Source organism: Bacillus sonorensis NBRC 101234 = KCTC 13918 (assembly GCF_001592005.1).
GTDB lineage: Bacteria > Bacillota > Bacilli > Bacillales > Bacillaceae > Bacillus > Bacillus sonorensis.
On record NZ_BCVZ01000031.1, the window covers coordinates 1 to 18484 of the forward strand.

The 18484-nt window shown below is 45.7% G+C and carries 19 protein-coding genes and 1 riboswitch; of the genes, 15 read left to right on the forward strand and 4 right to left on the reverse strand.

Features of this window, described 5'->3' with window-relative positions; all coding sequences use genetic code 11:
• The 7 genes from BTR1S_RS20460 to BTR1S_RS20490 all read left to right on the forward strand — a co-directional run.
• The coding region (locus tag BTR1S_RS20460; RefSeq protein ID WP_169802099.1) for a con-10 family general stress protein at window positions 1-238 on the forward strand (238 nt) is incomplete at its 5' end.
• A gap of 290 nt (window positions 239-528) precedes the next feature.
• Window positions 529-1569 carry an AI-2E family transporter gene (locus tag BTR1S_RS20465; RefSeq protein ID WP_006638760.1) on the forward strand — a complete coding sequence of 347 codons (1041 nt, stop codon included), beginning with the start codon at window positions 529-531 and terminating at the stop codon, window positions 1567-1569.
• Window positions 1570-1640: 71 nt separating this feature from the next.
• Window positions 1641-1781, forward strand: a riboswitch (cyclic di-AMP (ydaO/yuaA leader).
• A 74-nt stretch (window positions 1782-1855) separates the two neighbouring features.
• Window positions 1856-3100: a dicarboxylate/amino acid:cation symporter gene (locus tag BTR1S_RS20470; protein ID WP_006638761.1), complete on the forward strand. Its 1245-nt coding sequence runs from the start codon at window positions 1856-1858 to the stop codon at window positions 3098-3100.
• A 72-nt stretch (window positions 3101-3172) separates the two neighbouring features.
• A complete protein-coding gene (locus tag BTR1S_RS20475) occupies window positions 3173-4108 on the forward strand; it encodes an ABC transporter ATP-binding protein (RefSeq protein ID WP_029418971.1) in 936 nt (311 codons plus the stop codon).
• Window positions 4092-4859 (forward strand): ABC transporter permease, encoded by a 768-nt coding sequence (locus BTR1S_RS20480; protein WP_029418972.1) that lies wholly within the window; start codon window positions 4092-4094, stop codon window positions 4857-4859. The genes BTR1S_RS20475 and BTR1S_RS20480 overlap by 17 nt, the downstream gene beginning before the upstream one ends.
• 100 nt (window positions 4860-4959) lie before the next feature.
• Entirely contained in the window at window positions 4960-5289 is a 330-nt protein-coding gene (locus BTR1S_RS20485; RefSeq protein WP_006638764.1) for a hypothetical protein, read from the forward strand.
• A gap of 101 nt (window positions 5290-5390) precedes the next feature.
• Window positions 5391-6560 carry an acyl-CoA dehydrogenase family protein gene (locus BTR1S_RS20490; RefSeq protein WP_034326173.1) on the forward strand — a complete coding sequence of 390 codons (1170 nt, stop codon included), beginning with the start codon at window positions 5391-5393 and terminating at the stop codon, window positions 6558-6560.
• A 28-nt stretch (window positions 6561-6588) separates the two neighbouring features.
• On the opposite strand, the gene fbpB is transcribed toward BTR1S_RS20490, so the two are convergent.
• The 3 genes from fbpB to BTR1S_RS20500 form a co-directional block, all read right to left on the reverse strand.
• Window positions 6589-6732, reverse strand: a complete 144-nt coding sequence (gene fbpB / locus BTR1S_RS20495) for a Fur-regulated basic protein FbpB (protein WP_006638766.1) — start codon at window positions 6730-6732, stop codon at window positions 6589-6591.
• Window positions 6713-6859 carry a Fur-regulated basic protein FbpA gene (locus BTR1S_RS22265; protein ID WP_006638767.1) on the reverse strand — a complete coding sequence of 49 codons (147 nt, stop codon included), beginning with the start codon at window positions 6857-6859 and terminating at the stop codon, window positions 6713-6715. Before BTR1S_RS22265 ends, fbpB begins: the two co-directional genes overlap by 20 nt.
• A gap of 463 nt (window positions 6860-7322) precedes the next feature.
• Entirely contained in the window at window positions 7323-7643 is a 321-nt protein-coding gene (locus tag BTR1S_RS20500) for a thioredoxin family protein (RefSeq protein WP_029418974.1), read from the reverse strand.
• A gap of 157 nt (window positions 7644-7800) precedes the next feature.
• Here BTR1S_RS20500 and BTR1S_RS20505 point away from each other — a divergent pair, with 157 nt between their 5' ends.
• The 6 genes from BTR1S_RS20505 to BTR1S_RS20530 all read left to right on the forward strand — a co-directional run bounded on the left by BTR1S_RS20505 (window position 7801) and on the right by BTR1S_RS20530 (window position 15112).
• Window positions 7801-8886, forward strand: coding sequence for a D-alanine--D-alanine ligase (locus BTR1S_RS20505; protein WP_006638769.1), 1086 nt, complete (start codon window positions 7801-7803; stop codon window positions 8884-8886).
• Between the two features lie 148 nt (window positions 8887-9034).
• Window positions 9035-10405, forward strand: a complete 1371-nt coding sequence (locus BTR1S_RS20510) for a UDP-N-acetylmuramoyl-tripeptide--D-alanyl-D-alanine ligase (RefSeq protein ID WP_029418975.1) — start codon at window positions 9035-9037, stop codon at window positions 10403-10405.
• 89 nt (window positions 10406-10494) lie between these two features.
• A complete protein-coding gene (locus tag BTR1S_RS20515; RefSeq protein WP_029418976.1) occupies window positions 10495-11184 on the forward strand; it encodes an alpha/beta hydrolase in 690 nt (229 codons plus the stop codon).
• A gap of 412 nt (window positions 11185-11596) precedes the next feature.
• Window positions 11597-13060 carry a degradosome RNA helicase CshA gene (gene cshA, locus BTR1S_RS20520; protein ID WP_006638772.1) on the forward strand — a complete coding sequence of 488 codons (1464 nt, stop codon included), beginning with the start codon at window positions 11597-11599 and terminating at the stop codon, window positions 13058-13060.
• Window positions 13061-13161: 101 nt separating this feature from the next.
• Entirely contained in the window at window positions 13162-13641 is a 480-nt protein-coding gene (locus BTR1S_RS20525; protein WP_006638773.1) for a PH domain-containing protein, read from the forward strand.
• Window positions 13631-15112 (forward strand): PH domain-containing protein, encoded by a 1482-nt coding sequence (locus BTR1S_RS20530; protein ID WP_029418977.1) that lies wholly within the window; start codon window positions 13631-13633, stop codon window positions 15110-15112. Before BTR1S_RS20525 ends, BTR1S_RS20530 begins: the two co-directional genes overlap by 11 nt.
• Here BTR1S_RS20530 and BTR1S_RS20535 read toward each other — a convergent pair.
• A complete protein-coding gene (locus BTR1S_RS20535) occupies window positions 15109-15708 on the reverse strand; it encodes a rhomboid family intramembrane serine protease (protein WP_029418978.1) in 600 nt (199 codons plus the stop codon). The two genes, BTR1S_RS20530 and BTR1S_RS20535, sit on opposite strands and share 4 nt — an antisense overlap.
• Window positions 15709-15989: 281 nt before the next feature.
• On the opposite strand from BTR1S_RS20535, the gene BTR1S_RS20540 reads away from it, so the two are divergent.
• Both BTR1S_RS20540 and alr read left to right on the forward strand, forming a co-directional pair.
• A complete protein-coding gene (locus BTR1S_RS20540; protein WP_087962525.1) occupies window positions 15990-17006 on the forward strand; it encodes a LolA family protein in 1017 nt (338 codons plus the stop codon).
• 214 nt (window positions 17007-17220) lie between these two features.
• Window positions 17221-18396, forward strand: a complete 1176-nt coding sequence (gene alr, locus BTR1S_RS20545) for an alanine racemase (protein ID WP_006638777.1) — start codon at window positions 17221-17223, stop codon at window positions 18394-18396.
• The last annotated feature ends 88 nt before the right edge of the window (window positions 18397-18484 follow it).

Genomic DNA, 18484 nt, shown 5'->3' on the forward strand with positions numbered 1-18484 from the left:
CAAAGAATTCTACCAGGAGATCGGCCGAAAAGGCGGAGAGGCCACAAGCGAAAACCATGACAAAGAGTTCTACCAGGAGATCGGCCATAAAGGCGGAGAGGCCACAAGCGAAAACCATGGAAAGGAATTTTACCAGGAAATCGGTGAAAAAGGCGGAGAAGCCACAAGCAAAAACCATGATAAAGATTTTTACCGCGATATCGGCGAAAAAGGCGGAAGACAAAGAAGAAGCGGTTAAAAAGGAGAGAGGGGGGCTCCATTGGGGGCCTTCTCTTCTTCACTGCATCCTACTAAAGGATTTGAGTAGACAGACCTATCAAACCGATGGCCAAACAGTGATAAACCGGCGTCTGGTGTATATTTTTTTCGCTGTTTTGAAATATAAAATTTTTTATGATTTATTTAAGCGCGGAAAGAGATTTCCGCGCTTTTTTGTTATATAATTTACAGATGATACATCAAATTGTAATTATAAAGCTTGAATATGCTAATAGTTAAGGACTAAAGTACTGGTGGGAGTGTGCAAGAATGGCAGCGTTGATTAAATTTTTTCAGCATCCTGGGGTCAGGCGCTTTTTTGTTTTTGTTATTTTAACGGGGGTTTTATACCTTTTACGCAGCATGATGAATTTAATACTGCTCACATTTATTTTTACATTTTTAATGAATCGTTTGGAAAATGTGATCAGACATTTTTTAAACCGCTTTATTAGAGTCAGCCAGAAGCTGATTATATCCTGTTTATACGCTGCACTTGTTCTCGGGCTTTCGCTTGGCGGGGCGCTGTACTATCCTGTTATCGTCAAGCAGATTCAGCAGCTGATTAAACAGGGAAAATATATCGCTTCTCATCCAGACAGCATCCCTTTTCTCGATATGATCACCAATATGTTCGGCGATATCAACCTGACATCGTATTTGGAAAAGGGACTTAACTTTATCTATACATATATTACGGACATCGGCACATTCGGTCTGCAAATGGTGATGTCTTTGATTCTCAGTATGTTTTTCTTAATTGAAAAAGATAAAGTCATGAATTTGATGGATAAATTTAAAACGAGCAAAGTGGCCGTTTTTTATGAGGAGATTGCTTTTTTCGGTAGAAAATTCACGAGAACTTTCGGCAAGGTGCTTGAGGCTCAGTTCATCATCGCTTCTGTCAACTGCGCGTTAACGACCATCGCCCTTGGAATCATGGGTTTTCCTCAGCTTTTCGGCCTGGCGGTCATGGTATTTTTCCTCGGTTTGGTTCCTGTCGCCGGCGTTGTCATTTCTCTTATTCCGTTAAGCTTTATCGCCTACAGCATCGGCGGAATGGCTTATATCGTTTCCTTGGTGCTCGTCATTATGATCGTCCATGCGATTGAAACCTATTTCCTTAATCCGAAATTGATGTCTGCAAAGACGGAGCTGCCGATTTTTTTCACGTTTATCGTGTTGATTTTCTCAGAGCATTTCATAGGCATTTGGGGCCTGATCATCGGGATTCCGATTTTTGTGTTTTGCCTTGATGTTCTTGAGGTGACAAATAAGGACGAAAACCGGGACGCGAATCCTAATAAATAGCAAAAAATTGTAAAATGAAAAAGGTTGTTTACATATTTCGAATTATCAGGTATAAATGTAATATAACTTTATAACGCCACACGTTTAATCCTTTTTTAGGAGTGGGGGACCCGATCATTTGGGGTGAATTTTTCCGTTCCATGCGAGCGGAAAGACGGACATCTCTTCGTCCGAACCCGTCAGCTAACCTCATCAACGTGAAGAGAGTCATGTGGAACCAAATCAAATGGTAAAAGTCCATGGGAGACCTCTCTCATGGGCTTTTTTTCAAAAGGGGGAAACTTTATTGAAATTGGCAACGAAAATCATCATTGGTTTAATTCTTGGTGCGGTAGTCGGTATTGTGTTAAACGTTACATCGCCTGACCTGTTCTCGAAGCTCAATACGTTCCTATTCGGGCCGCTCGGGACCATCTTTTTAAATCTCATTAAGATGCTTGTTGTTCCAATTGTATTCTTTTCTCTGACATTGGGGGTAGCGGGGCTTGGAGATCCAAAGAAGCTCGGCAGAATCGGTGCGAAAACGATCGCGTACTTTTTATCGACAACAGCGGTCGCCATCATTATCGGCCTTATCTTGGCCTTGGTCATTAAACCGGGAGAAATCGGGTCATATGATACAAGCTCTGCGGAATATTCAGCCGAAAAAGCGCCGAGCATAGCGGAAACGCTGCTGAACATCATTCCGACAAATCCGGTTCAAGCGATGGCCGAAGGAAATATGCTGCAAATCATCGCTTTCTCCATCCTTGTGGGACTCGGGATTACAATGCTCGGGAAAAAAGCGGACGCTCTTCTGAAAGTGGTTGAACAAGGCAACGAATTGATGATGTATCTCGTCAACCTTGTGATGAAATTTGCGCCGTATGGGACGTTCGGTTTGATCGCGACAGCAATCGGCAGCCAGGGATGGAGCGCGATCAAAGCGATGGGATTGTACATGATCGTTGTCATATTGGCACTTGTCATCCACACGATCGTCACTTACGGTACGACGATTGCATTGTTCGCAAAGCGGAATCCGATTACATTCTTTAAGGACTTCTCAGAGGTTATGATCGTTGCGTTCAGTACGTCAAGCAGTAATGCGACACTGCCGGTTTCCATGGATGTCGCGCAAAGAAAGCTGAAAGTGCCGGAGCCGATCAGCAGTTTCGTTCAGCCGCTCGGTGCTACGATCAACATGGATGGAACGGCGATCATGCAAGGGGTTGCGACCATCTTTATCGCTCAGGTTTACGGGGTGGATCTCACAATGCCACAGCTGTTGATGGTTGTGTTGACCGCCGTGCTGGCAAGCATCGGTACAGCAGGGGTGCCCGGCGTGGGTCTGATCATGCTGGCGATGGTTCTTCAATCTGTTAATCTTCCTGTTGCCGGAATTGCCTTAATTTTGGGAATTGACCGACTTCTAGACATGATCCGGACGGCTGTCAACACGACAGGGGATGCGGCATGTGCCGTGATTGTTACCGAAACGGAGAAAAAGCATGGCAAAATCGAAGCGCCTCATTCAGAAGTGTCTATGTAATGCGGTGAAAAATGCTATAATCAAACAGTGCCTTTTGGCACTGTTTATTTTTTTGGAAAAAGGAGGACAAGCATGACTGATCATCCTGTTTTACATATAGAAGGCGTCAATAAAATCATTGACGGCAAAACGATACTGAAAGACATCCATCTTAAGGCCGGCAAGGGGGAAATCATCGGCCTGCTTGGTCCGAACGGATCCGGAAAAACGACGCTCATCAAGCTGATCACCGGGTTAATCAAAATGAGCAGCGGCTCGATCATCATTAACGGTTTCCCGATTGACCGCCAATTTGAAAAAGCGATTCAATCTGTTGGCGCCATTGTGGAAAATCCTGAATTCTATCCATATCTTACAGGCTATGAAAATCTTAAACATTATGCCAATATGCATTCCGGGATCAGCCAGGAGAGGCTGGAAGAGGTGGTCGGCCGCGTTGGTCTTGAAGATGCGATTGACGATAAAGTGAAAACCTATTCGCTTGGAATGAGACAGCGTCTTGGAATTGCCCAGGCGATTCTTCACCGTCCCAAGCTGCTGATTTTGGATGAACCGACGAACGGTTTGGATCCGGCGGGAATGAAGGATTTCCGTGAACATCTGCGGGAGCTGGCCAAAGAGGAAGAGACCGTCATTCTTTTTGCAACGCACTTGTTGAAGGAAGTTGAAGATTTGTGCGACAGGGTCGTCATCCTTCAAAAAGGCAGGGTGAAATCTTCAGTCAGCCTGACTGAGGCGGAAGAAAAGCTTGAAACAGCGCTTTTGGAGGTGCAGCCTCAGGAGAAGGCGCTTCAATGGATGACCGAGAATGGCTATGAAGCATGGATGGAAAAAGGGCTGTTGGCTGTCAAAGCGGAAAAAAGGCAAATTCCCGCTTTAAATAAACAGCTTGTCATCCATGATATTGATGTATATTCGATTGCTCCTTTTAAACAGTCGCTTGAGGATGAATATATGACATTAACCGCTGCGATGGAGGAGGGAGATTCAGATGTTTCGGCTGATTAAAAATGAGCATGTCAAGCTGGTCAAGCGAAAAGTAACCGTTGTATCGCTGGCGTTAATTGTTGTGTTTCAGTTTCTGCTTGCATTGGTGACAAAACGGATTTTGGCTGGCGCAGGCGCGGATGATCATTTCATCGGCTACTTTTCTTTTGCGCCCAACCTGAATATTCTTTTGCAGGGTCTTACGATTGTAGTGGCGGCTTCGATCATTTCATTTGAGTATGACAAAAAGACGATTAAATTTTTGCTGATCCGCCCTGTCAGCAGAGAGAAAATCCTGATCTCCAAGTTTTTGACAAGCGTGCTTGCAAGCATTTGGCTTTTTATGATCTATTACGGCTTTTCACTGCTGTTCGGTCTTGTCTTTTTTGGAGCAAAACTCGATCCAAAGGCCGGGACATTATTTTTCAATACGTTAAGCATGATCGGCTCGCAATGGCTTGAGGTTTTTCTGATGGCCGCTTTTGCGTTCCTGTGTTCGGCTTTGTTCAGAAGCAGCGCCCTCAGCATCATGGTGTCGATTGCCGTGCTGTACGGAGCTAAAACGCTTGTGACGATTATGGCGTATTTAAAAAATCCTTGGGGAAAATTTTTGCTGTTTGCCAACACCGATTTTACGCAATACGGCGAACATGCAAAAACGCTTTTTACAGGAATGACCCCGGTATTTTCGATTGTTATCATCGCCATTCATTTTGTGTTTTTTATCGGTGTGGCCTGGTGGAGCTTCTGCAAACGGGATATCAAACTGTAAAAGCGGTGGCGGAGGCATGACATTTTTGTGAAACATGTCGCGGTTACAGTTTTATGCTCCTATTTTTCCTTATAATAAGGGAATAGGAGATGACCAATCTATGCGAAAATTTATTACGGCAATGCCGATGATCTTGCTGTTGTCATTTTCATTTGTCTCTTTTGCTTTTCATTTTGACCATCTTGTCTATTTTAGACTTGCGCTTGGATTGTTTTCGCTTGCAGGTTTGTTAATGTTATATAAATTAAAAACTGGTTTCCGCTTTTTTATCGGCTATCTGTATGCAAGCTGGATCGTGCTTGCCGGCATCGCCGCATATGAGGAACCGCTGTTTTCCGACTTTTTCTTCGGCGGTCTTGTCATCACGATGGGCTATTTGACATACATGCTGATTTACCTCGGAATGAAGAAAGACGGACAAACCGCGTAAATGAAAGTGCGCCTCGCTTCGAGAGCGCGCTTTTTTATAATACTCATTGGTTGCGCATCAGCATTTCGCAAACTATAATACATATTAAATTGATCGGAATAATGTCAGGGGGTTTCCATGTGTGCTCATTATTTGTAAAAAACGAAAAACAGCGGGAATGGCTCGAAAAAATCGGGAAACTCGCAGATGAATTTGCGAAAACGGCCGCTTATTATGATGAACATGCTCTTTTTCCAAAAGAGCATATCCAGCAATTGCGCGATTCGGGCTATACCGCGCTGACGGTGGCGGAAAGGTACGGAGGTGAAGGCATTTCACTTTATGACATGCTTTTATTTCAGGAAAGATTGGCAAAAGGAGACGGTCCAACCGCTCTCAGCATCGGCTGGCATTTGAGTGTCATGGGGGAATTGGCGGAAGGAAACAGCTGGGATCCCGACGTGTTTTCGATGGTTTCCAAAGAATCGTTGAAGGGGGCGCTGGTTAACAGGGCGGCAAGCGAAGCACAGACCGGCAGTCCCACAAGAGGCGGACGCCCCGGCACCAATGCCGTGAGAGAAGGGGGCGGCTGGATCGTAAATGGCAGAAAAATCTTTACGACCATGTCCCCTGTGCTTGACTATTTCCTTGTCACCGCCTGGATCGAAGAAAAACAGACGATCGGTGTCTTTTTGATTCACAAGGATGCTGAAGGTCTGGCGATTGAGGAAACATGGGATATGATCGCGATGAGAGGAACGGGAAGCCACGATCTTGTGCTGACAGATGTCCGCCTTGACGATTCAATGCTTGTAGAGCTTCTAACCGGCAAAAGAACGGAAAACATCAACGGCTGGCTTCTTCACATTCCGGCCGTCTATCTCGGAATCGCCCAAGCGGCGAGGGATTATGCGGTTCATTTTGCAAATGTCTATACGCCGAACAGCTTGAAAGGGCCGATTAAAGAAGTGCCCGCTGTTCAGCGGCATATCGGGGAGATTGATTTGGAGCTGATGAAGGCCCGTCATTTCTTGTACCATGTCGCAGAAATCTATGATGATCCGAAACGCCGCAGTCAATTGACAGGAGAACTCGGAGCTGTTAAACATGCGGTCACAAATGCGGCGATCAATGTTGTGGACAAAGCGATGCGGGTCGTCGGAGCGAAGAGCCTCGCAAGGACAAACCCGCTGCAAAGATATTACCGGGACGTCAGGGCGGGTCTTCACAACCCGCCAATGGATGATGCGACCATCGCCAAGCTTGCCGGAAAGGCGTTCAGCGAAACATAAAAAAGCCGGACAACTGCCCGGCTTTTTTTCATGATTGTTTTCCTTTGGAAACGGCCGTCAGCCTGCGGTCGATCCGGTCATAAATCATGTCCATTTCCTTATGGCTGCGGATGATTTCTTTTTTATATTCGTCGACAAGCTGATGATAGGTTTTAATTTTTCGTTTTGACATGGTTGTCCGCCTTTCTTCGCTTTATAGATTCGTATTCGCTTTCAAGTTCGTTCAAGGACAATTCGTAAAGGTGCCGTTCCGCTTTTTTGTATATTCCAAGCTGAATGAACCGCTGTATGATTTGCATTTTTCTATCTTCAGATTGAGGGGGCACAATATTCACCTCGCAACAGCTATATGATATTGATAATCATTATCAATTATACAAAAGCAAATCGCACTCTGTAAAGTGAGACCTCTAACACCGTATTGAAGAAAACTCTATAATATGAATATATTTCCATAAAAGCAAATAAAAAAAGAAGCCGACATGGGCTTCACTCAACTAGAAAAAATAATTGCAAAATAGGAACAAAAAACATTCTACCTGAATTTAATGATCGAATCAAGGACTTTTTTGATCGATTTTGTCGTCTGCTCGTTTCCCGGGAAATACTTTGTCGATCTTATGCATCTTCCGTTTTTATTTGTAACAAATATGGCGTTAGACCGTCTTTTATCATGACGGATGAAGCAGCTATATATATAAAAGCACGGACAGATCAAGCCCCGTCCGTGCCGAAAGACATAAAAAACAGATGTGAAACGAATTAACTGATATGTTCCGATAAAAATTCATTTACTTCTTCAGGCGTTTTGGCATTTGCACTGTGAAGATGACCTGTTTTTTCTCCGTTCTTGAAAATCAAGAGGCTTGGGATGCCCATGACTTGATATTGCTCTGCAAGCTCTGGAAGGTCGTCTTTGTTCAGTTCATACCACTCGTTTTCCTTGTATGCCTCAAGGATGTTCCCGATGAACATGTTCATCCGTGTGCAGTCAGGGCACCAATCGGCGTAAAACTTGATGATGATTTCTTTATCGGATTGGATGAGTTCATTAAATTGTGCTGCAGTTGTGATTTTTTTCAATTGCCATCTCTCCTTTTCAAAGTCATTTTAATATAAAATGAGAAGGAATTACATATAAATGCTTTTTTTCAGTTGCTTAATAAGTTTAAAATCATTAGATCATTTTCCCGGGAAAGTGATAAGATAGTAAAGATGAATCCAGTGGGGGGAGTACGAATTGAAGACAAGATTAGGTTTGGTATACGGCGGGAAATCTGCGGAGCATAATGTGTCCCTGCAAACCGCGTTAGCCGTTACAAAAGCGTTGGATACTGAAAAATTTGATATACATCCGATTTATATAACAGAAAAGGGCGAGTGGCTGAGAGGGCCGCAGCTGTCAGAACCTGTTTCAAACGTAAAAATGCTTCAATTTGAACAGACGGGTCAGACATTTTCACCTGCATTGCTGAACCGGGATATGTTCCCGGGACAATCCGGACAGGATGAAGAGCCGGTCGATGTTGTTTTTCCGCTCTTGCACGGGCCGAACGGAGAAGACGGCACGATTCAGGGCATGCTTGAGCTGTTAAATGTTCCGTATGTCGGAAACGGGGTTCTTGCTTCTTCAGCAGGAATGGATAAGGTGGTTATGAAGCATCTGTTCGCTCAAGCGGGTCTTGACCAGGCGAAATATGTGTCTTTTGTGAAAAAAACCTGGAGTAAAGCGAAAGAAGAAAGCTATGATCAAGTCGAAGCAGAGCTCGGCTATCCGTGTTTTGTCAAGCCGGCAAATCTCGGCTCAAGCGTCGGCATCAGCAAATGCCGGAATCGTGAAGAGCTCGATCAGGCATTTGAACTGGCTTTCCAATATGACCGCAAAATCGTCGTGGAAGAAGGCGTCATCGGCCGTGAAATTGAGATCGGCGTTCTTGGAAATGATGAACCGATCTGTTCGGTGGCGGGTGAAATCGCTCCGAAGAAGGATTTTTACGACTATAAAGCAAAATATGAAGACGGCGATACCGACTTGATTATTCCGGCTTCTTTGGCAGAAGAAGAATACGAAACAATGCGGACGATGGCAATCAGGGCTTTTCAGGCGATTGACGGCTCAGGCCTTGTCAGAGCGGACTTTTTCCTGACCAATGAAGGAAAGGTTTTGATCAATGAGGTCAACACAATGCCCGGTTTTACCCCATTTAGCATGTTTCCTCTTTTATGGAAGGAATCCGGAATCGAATATTCCGATCTGATCGAAAAGCTCGTCGATTTGGCCGTTGAGCGTCATCAAGAAAAACAGCAGATCAAACATACATTTTAATCGAGGGGCAGGCCGGAAGCCGGCAAGCCTTGATTCATCCCAGCCGGGTTTTTGGGGAGCGGACAACCGCCGCTCTCTATAAGCTGTAAGACACTATCTTTTTTCGGGTAGTGTCTCTTTTCCTTGCTGGAGAAAGAGAGGGACAGACATGATAAAGAGAACAGTAAAAGAAATCGCCGATATGGCGGAAGGCACTCTTCTGGATCAGTCGTTTGGCGAACGATTGGTAAAGGGTGTGTCAACAGATTCCAGAAAGTTGGAGAAAGAACAATTGTTTATTCCGCTTGCAGGGGAACGGTTCAATGGACACGCGTTTGCAGAGCAGGCTTTTCAGGCCGGTGTGTCGGCTGTCCTGTGGAATCGGAATGAGCCGAATCCGCCGGAAGGACGCGCAGTCATCATTGTGGATGATACGCTGAAAGCCCTGCAAAGACTGGCGAAGGCATACCGCGACGAGCTTCAGGTGAAAGTCGTCGGTGTGACAGGATCGAATGGAAAAACGACGACCAAGGATATGATTCACGCTGTTTTAAATACCGAATACAAGGTGCACAAGACGGAAGGGAACTATAATAATCACATCGGCCTGCCTCTTACCATTCTCGCAATGCCGGAAGATGCCGAGATTGCCGTGCTTGAAATGGGAATGAGCGCAAAAGGCGAAATCGATTTTTTGACACGCCTTGCCCGTCCGGATATCGCCGTCATCACAAATATCGGCGAATCACACCTGCTTGAACTCGGTTCAAGAGAAGGAATCGCAGAAGCGAAGCTGGAAATCGTCAACGGCCTTTCACAAGAGGGGACGCTGATTTATGTCGGAGATGAACCGCTTCTCTCCGAAAAAATCATTCATCCGCCATATCAGACAAAAACATTCGGGGAAGACCCGGCATTCGATTACCAGCTGGAGGACGTAAAACAGACGGAAGAAGGCGCATTTTTCCGTGTCAGAGGGATCGAAACCGCCTTTTTCATTCCTGTCCTCGGAAAGCATAATGTCAAGAATGCGTTGGCGGCCATTGCCGCGGCCGATCTATTGCACGTCAGCCGCGAAAACATCGCCAAAGGGCTGAAAGCACTGAAAGTAACGGGAATGAGGCTTGAGCTGGTCAAAACAGAAGCCGGTATTGCCGTCATCAATGACGCCTACAACGCCAGTCCGACGTCCATGAAGGCGGCGGTCGAGCTTGTCGAGCAGCTGGATGGGTATGGCAAAAAACTGCTTGTTCTCGGCGACATGCTAGAGCTTGGAGAAAATGAAAAAATCTTCCACGAGGAAATCGGGCAATCGATTGATCCCGGGCTGATCGAATTTGTTTTTGCATATGGAGACCTTGGGGCATATATTGCAAAAGGGGCGCTTCAGCATTTCCCTGAAAACCGGGTTTTTCATTTTAGCCGCGAAGATAAAGACAGCCTGAAACAGGTGCTGAAGGAAAAAGCGGATCGGGGAGATCTCATTCTGGTGAAAGCATCAAGAGGAATGAAGCTTGAAGATGTCGTAAAAGATTTGTAAGGAACCGGTTCGCGTGCAAAAAGCTCTTCATATGGAATCATTCAGTCGGTTTTTTTGATAAACAGCAAAAAGAAAACGGGTGAAAGGTCATGATAGGGTGTTTATGCATTCATGGGTTTACAGGAGCTCCGTATGAAATAGAGCCGCTGGCCGCCCACTTGAAGCAAGCGGGCGATTGGAAGATTGAGATGATCACGCTTCCGGGGCACGGAGACATTCCGGTTTTAAAAGGCGTCTGTTATCAGGAATGGATTGCATGCGCGGAAGTCGAGCTCATCCGCCTTCTGAAGGAATGCGATGACGTCTATGTAATCGGTTTTTCAATGGGCGGAATGATCGCCGCCTATTTGGCGGGAAAATATCCGGTCAGCCGCCTTGTGCTGTTAAGTGCGGCTGCCCGATATATCAGCCCCGCACAGCTGATTCAAGATTTAAAAACTGTCATAAAAGATACGTTTCAAGGCAGTCTGGAGGACAATCAGCTATACAAAAGATACAAGAAAAAGCTGACAAACACGCCTGTTTCCTCCGCTTTGCAATTCCACAAGCTCGTCAAAGCCACCAAACCCGCTTTGAAAAAACTTCGTATCCCTGTGCTCATCGTTCAGGGAGAACGTGATTCAATCGTACCTGTATCAAGCGCTTTTTACTTATATGAAACGATTCCTTCCAACGAAAAAAAACTATGTCTGCTCCCGGAATCGCATCACCATATTTGTCTTGAAGAAAACACCTCATTTCTTTTTCATACTGTCGAAGCTTTTCTGAAGAGATCATAAATAAATGATCGCAAATCGGGAAAATATAATGGCGAAAGGAACAGGTTGAAGAAAAAATAAACTTGTACTGTCGAAACCCATGAGAGCCTATGTTACAATGTGTAAAAGGCATGCGGTAAGACGGTTTGCGACGGGGAGCGGCATGTTTGCCGCAGCGATTTCATTTCGCGGAATACATATGCCCTGACCCGCCGGCGTTTTTTCAAAAAACCGGATGAACCTGCTTTATGAAAACACCCGCAAAGCACATCCCTTATTGTCGTCTTGTTGAAAAACGCATATCGGAATGGTAATATAACATGTAAAGTAATTCGGGCTTTGTATAAGTATGAACCTGTCCTTTATATAAAGGGCAGTTTTTATTGATGAAACACGACATTACTGAAACAGTAAGCAGAAGGAGTTTGAATACATGACTATAACGTTTCAAGATTTTCAATTAAGTTCTGATCTCACAAAAGCGATTAAGCGCATGGGATTTGAAGAAGCAACACCGATCCAGGCGCAAACGATTCCGCTTGGTCTTGCAAATAAAGATGTGATCGGACAAGCACAAACGGGAACAGGAAAAACGGCTGCATTTGGCATCCCCCTTGTTGAGAAAATCGACCCCGAGTCTCCTAACATTCAAGCCATTGTTATCGCACCTACTCGAGAATTAGCCATTCAAGTTTCTGAAGAGCTATATAAAATCGGACAGGATAAACGCGCGCGGGTTCTTCCTATTTACGGAGGCCAGGATATCGGCCGCCAGATTCGCGCATTAAAGAAAAATCCCCACATTATCGTTGGAACTCCAGGCCGTCTGATTGACCATATCAACCGTCGCACGATGCGCCTTCAAACGGTGAACACCGTTGTCCTCGACGAAGCGGATGAAATGCTGAACATGGGATTTATCGAAGATATCGAATCCATTCTTTCCAATGTGCCTGAAGACCATCAGACACTGCTGTTTTCGGCAACAATGCCTGCGCCGATTAAGCGGATTGCCGAACGCTTTATGAACAACCCGGAGCACATTAAAGTAAAAGCAAAGGAAATGACGGTGTCAAACATCCAGCAATTCTATCTTGAAGTGCATGAGCGCAAAAAGTTTGATACGCTGACGCGTCTTCTTGACATCCAGTCTCCTGAGCTTGCGATCGTATTCGGCCGCACGAAGCGCCGTGTCGATGAACTGACGGAAGCGTTGAATCTGCGCGGCTATACGGCTGAAGGAATCCATGGAGATTTGACACAGGCGAAGCGTATGGTGGCTCTCCGCAAATTCAAGCAAGGCGCAATTGAAGTGCTTGTGGCGACAGACGTTGCAGCCCGCGGCTTGGACATTTCCGGAGTCACGCACGTTTATAACTTTGATGTTCCTCAGGATCCGGAAAGCTATGTTCACCGCATCGGAAGAACGGGACGTGCCGGCAAGACCGGAATGGCGATGACATTCATCACTCCGCGTGAAAAGGACATGCTGCGCGCGATTGAACAAACGACAAAACGCAAAATGGACCGCATGAAAGCGCCGACTCTTGACGAGGCGATTGAAGGGCAGCAGCAGGTAACGGTTGACCGCATCCGGACGATTATTGAAGACAACAATCTTAACTTTTATATGTCCGCTGCAGCTGAACTGCTGGAAGACCATGACGCTGTTACAGTCGTAGCGGCTGCCATTAAAATGATGACAAAAGAGCCGGATAATACACCTGTACGCTTGACAGAAGAAGCACCGCTCAGAACGAAGCGGAATAAAAACCACCGCTCAACAAAACGCAGAGATGGCGGCGGATACAGAGGAAAAGGAAAGAACACGCGTTCGTCCTATGATAAAAAGCGTTCTTCAAGTGACAGACGCCAAAAAAAATCCTATAATTCATAATCAAAAGGCGAATCCTTTTTAACGGATTCGCCTTTTTTAAAAAGTGAAACATTTTGAGCGGCTGGATCGTAATTAGGACATAAGATTGGGGGAATCTAGTGTTGAGAAGCGAGCCGAAAAATCAAATCAGCCGTGAGGGCGTAAAAGTATGGAAAATCAGCGCCTCCATCACATCATGTATATTATTTCTGATGGCCGCAGGACTGTTTACATTAACCGTGTTCTTTAAATGGCCGTTGTGGATCGGAATATTGGGGGCCGTTTTATGGCTGGGGATTTCTGTTATTATCATTTTTATTATTCCGAACATCCGCCACCGAATCTGGCGGTATGAAGTACATGAGAATGAAATCGATATTCAGCATGGCATCTTCGTAGTGACACGCGTGATCGTGCCGATGGTCAGAGTGCAGCATGTCGATACATCACAAGGGCCGCTGCTCAGAAAATACAACCTTGCTTCTGTGCAAATTACAACAGCTGCTACGACCCATTCGATACCGGCTCTTGATATGGAAGAAGCGGATCAGCTCAGAGATTTCATCTCCCGTCTGGCAAGGGTGACAGAAAATGATGTCTGAACCGAAGCGTCTCCATCCCGCAGCCATGCTTCTGAATTTCTTTTCCAGCCTTGTTGAAACAGTGAAGAACTATATCATTCCTTTCGGAGTTGCCTTTTTTTTGAATAAGAACCATGTGGTGACGATCACAGCGTACAGCGCTGTGTGTTTGATTTTCATTTTTTTGATTGTAAGCAGCATCATAAAATGGAGAAAATTCACCTACAGGATTGAAGAGGATGAGCTTCGGATCGAGGAAGGTCTGTTGACGAAGAAAAAAAGGTACATTCCAATCGAGCGGATTCAAACAGTCAATACAAGCGCAGGCATCATCCAGCAAATATTCAAGCTTGTCAAACTTCAGGTCGAAACAGCAGGAGGCGGAAAAGAAGCTGAAGTAACCCTTGCAGCCATTTCACAGGCCGAAGCCGAACATATCAAGCGCGCCCTGTTTGAGAGAAAAAAAGAAATCGCTGCTTTTGAAAGCGGAGAGCTGCCTGTTCCGGAAGAGGGCGCTGCCGAACCGGCCGAAAAAGAGGCGGCTGATATCACATACATAATGAGCGGACGGGAGCTTCTGGCGGCCGCTTCAACTTCAAGCGGCATCGGCGTGATTATTTCAGGGATTTTAGCCATCTATACGCAATTAGACGATATTTTCAACCTGGACTGGCTGTATGATCAATTTTCTTTTTTAAACAAGGCAGGAGTGACTGTCATCGCGTTAGTCGTCTTTGTCGCCCTTTTCATCGCATGGTTGCTCAGCGTCATTGGAATGATGCTGAAGTATACCGATTTTAAAGTTGTCCGCAAAAACAACGAAATCGTCATTTCCAGAGGACTGATTGAAAAACAGCAAATCACCATTCCGCTTCACCGCATCCAGGCGGTGAAAATAAAAGAAAGCCTGATCAGGCAGCCGCTCGGTTTTGCCTCGGTCACGATTGTAAGTGCGGGCGGAAGCGTCATGGAAGATGATAAGTCTACCGTTTTGTTTCCTATCATCAGCAGGAAATCGTTGAGAAAACGGCTCGAGGAATTTTTGCCCGATTATGCTCCTGAAGAAGAGCTGAAGCGCTTGCCGAAACGCGCATTAAGCCGTTATCTCCTGCGCGCTTCATGGCCTGTAGCGGCAGTGGTCCCGCTCTGCCTGCTGTTGCCGCCGTGGGGGTATGTATCGATCTTAGCCATCCCTTTTTCCTGGATGATCGGATATTTGGCATATCGCGATGCCGGTTGGAAAATAAGCGGTGAAAAGATGATCATGTCATCGAGGCTGATCGGCAGAACGACAGCGGTCATCCAGCGGAGGCGCATGCAGGTCTACGAGGTGAGTCGTTCCTATTTTCAGCGCCGCAAACAGCTGGTGTCCATCCACACAGTCACAAAATCCAATGTGCTGATGGAGAAATTTTCAGTAGTAGACGCAGAGGAGAAAGATTCACAGGACATTTTTGAATGGTATTCGTATGAAAAAAGAGTGAACGGCTAAAAGCCGCCACTCTTTTTTGGCAAAAGCGGGGGCGAGAGCGCCAGCCCGCCCAACAGACCGAAAATATGCGCCATGATGTTGATGTTGTAGTTGATGAATGTCATCAAAATCGAAATCGCCAGAATCGTCACGATGATCTGTGAGTTCGCGGTATCCATGAGCCCTTTTCGAAAAAGAACCATATACAAATATACGCCGAACAGGCCGAATATCGCCCCGGAAGCTCCTACATGCGTATATTCCGGCGGCTCGATGAAGTATGTGCCGATATTGCCGATCACGCCCGACCCGATATAAACGGCGAGAAACCGAAGTTTTCCCATCATCCGTTCAAGCGCAGGCGCGAATAAAAAGAGCGACATCGAATTAAAGAGAAGATGGGAAAACCCGGCATGGATAAAGACTGGCGTGACAAGCCGCCACCATTCTCCTTCCGCGATCCCCAAGTTAAACCCTATCGTCAAATCCGACCACATTTGCACGGCTGGAAGCGGAATTAAAAAAAGAACCCATATCGCAAGCTGCAGGGCCAATATGGCTGCAGTGGCCGGGTAGAGCCTGATAAACGTCCGAAAATTTTCCGTTCTGATAAACATGTTTTTGTCATAAGCCCCTTTGCAATTATCTTGTACATACATAGTAACACGTTTATGACATCATTTCGCTAAATAGTACGGACATAAAATCAATCAAAAGGTTGTCATGCTAGTCTGCATATTGTCTCCACCTCCCTCATATATTGGGTAGTGCAATAAGGGAGACAAGTCGTTGCAGGCTTTTATGGTACGCATGCCGAACCAGCCGGCCCCTTTTTTCAGGCGTACCGTTAAGTCGAACAAGCGGTTTCTTCCTTTTTACATCAATGATTAAAAAGGGGTTGAAAAAGGTGAGAAAAAGCTTTGTTTTGCTTTTAACGGGGCTGCTTGTTGTCTTGATGCTTTCTGCCTGCGGCCAAAAATCGCAAGAAGACGTTGTCACGGGGCTCGACAAGAAGGCAAAAGAATACACGTCCTATAAGGCAAAAGCAAAAATGACGATTGAAACGGGAAATGAACCGCAGGAGTACAACGTGGAGATCTGGCATAAAAAACCTTCCTTCTACAGGGTCTATTTAGAAAACCCTAAAAAAGACCAGAGCCAGGTGATATTGCGGAATGAAAACGGCGTATTCGTTCTTACACCGTCCCTGAATAAAAGCTTCCGTTTTCACAGCGATTGGCCCAACAACAGCAGCCAGGTGTACTTGTTTGAATCACTCGTGAAAGACATTAAAAGCGATGGAGAAGCATCCTTTAAGGCAAAGGATTCAAAGTATATTTTCGAAACGAAAACAAACTATCAGCATAACCAAATGCTGCCGACACAGGAAATTGTTTTTCATAAAAAAAATATGGCCCCTTCATCTGTAAAAGTGATGGATACAGACCGAAAAGCCATGGTCAAGGTGGAGTTTGAGAGCTTTGAATTTGATAAGCCTCTTGACAAAGGTTCGTTCGATGAAAAGAAAAACATGACGCTTTCGCAAATCGATGTGGCCACAAGCACTGAACCATCCGACTCATTTGCCGTCAAGACTCCGCTTGATCTGCCTCAAGGCGTGAAAAAGCTTGAAGAAAAAGAAATGGCCACAGATGACGGCAAACGAATCGTCATCACATACGGCGGTGAAAAGTCATTTACATTAATTCAGGAAAAAGCCCGCGTCGCCAAAACGTCAACATCCGTCTCCATGAACGGCGAGCCTGTTGATCTCGGATTTACGGTCGGCGCGCTTTCAGAAAAGTCATTGTCATGGACATATGAAGGAGTCGATTATTACATTTCATCTGAGGATCTGTCCCAGGATGAGCTCCTGATGGTCGCAAAAAGCATGCAGGGCCAATCATCCAAATAGCCCTCCATTTCAAGCAGCCTGTTCTCCGGTCCTGCGGGGAACGGGCTGTTTTATTTTTTGTGCATGTTTTCATCTGTTTTTCCGCAAAATGTATATAAAACCAACAACTTTTGTTCGCGTTTTCCCGTCTAACACTGTACAGGATTTCCCTTTCTGCCGCATTTTTAGTATGATGGGGAAAGACTGAGTTGAACAAGGAACAGGAAGTGTCAGTATGAGCTTAAAACCATTCTACAGAAAGACATGGGCTGAGATCGACTTAACAGCTGTAAAAGAAAATGTGAGGAATATGAAACGGCATATCGGCGGGCGGGTTCACTTGATGGCGGTCGTCAAGGCGAATGCTTACGGCCATGGAGACGCCCAAGTGGCGAAGGCGGCCCTTGAAGAAGGGGCGTCTATTCTTGCTGTGGCTTTTTTAGATGAAGCGCTTTCTTTAAGGGGGCAAGGGATAGACGCCCCGATTCTCGTGCTTGGAGCGGTCCCTCCGGAGTATGTCGGCATCGCCGCAGAACATCGCATTACTGTGACTGCATATTCAGTGCGCTGGCTGAAAGACGTGCTCGGTTTCATCGGCAGCGTCAGCGTCCCCCTCGATTTTCATTTGAAAATCGACACGGGCATGGGGCGTCTCGGCTGTAAAACAGAAGAAGAAATCAAAGAAATGATGGACATGACGGAAGCGTCGGACAAGCTGAACTGCCGCGGCGTTTTCACCCATTTCGCGACAGCGGATGAAAAGGAGACAGATTACTTCAACATGCAGCTTGACCGTTTTAAGGAGCTGATCAAGCCCCTTCCGCTTGACCGTTTAATGGTGCATTCATCAAACAGCGCCGCCGGCATGCGCTTCAAGGAACAGCTTTTTAATGCGGTCCGCTTCGGCGTCAGCATGTATGGGTTGTCTCCTTCATCTGAAATAAAAGACGAGCTTCCGTTTCCGCTAAAGGAAGTGTTTTCCCTGCATACCGAGCTCGTCCATGTGAAAAAAATCCATAAAGGGGAAAGCGTCAGCTACGGAGCGACGTATACGGCTGAGCATGATGAATGGATCGGAACCGTACCTGTCGGCTATGCGGACGGCTGGCTCCGGCGCCTTGCGGGAAGCGAAGTGCTGATCGACGGAAAACGGCAGAAAATCGCCGGAAGAATCTGCATGGATCAATTTATGATCTCCCTTTCAGAAGAATATCCCGTCGGTACGAAAGTTACATTAATCGGTAAACAAAAAGACGAATCGATTTCAGTCGACGAAATCGCCAAAAAACTGCAAACGATCAATTATGAAATTACCTGTATGATAAGTTCCAGGGTCCCCCGTATGTTTTTGGAAAAAGGGAGTATAATGGAAATAAGGAATCCGATCTTACCGAATGATATTGAAAAATAAATCATAAGCTGAAAAACAGCTTTGCTTGCGGAAAGAATAATGATATGATTATGATTGGAATGGATAGAGTGTTGTATCCGTAAGTTTG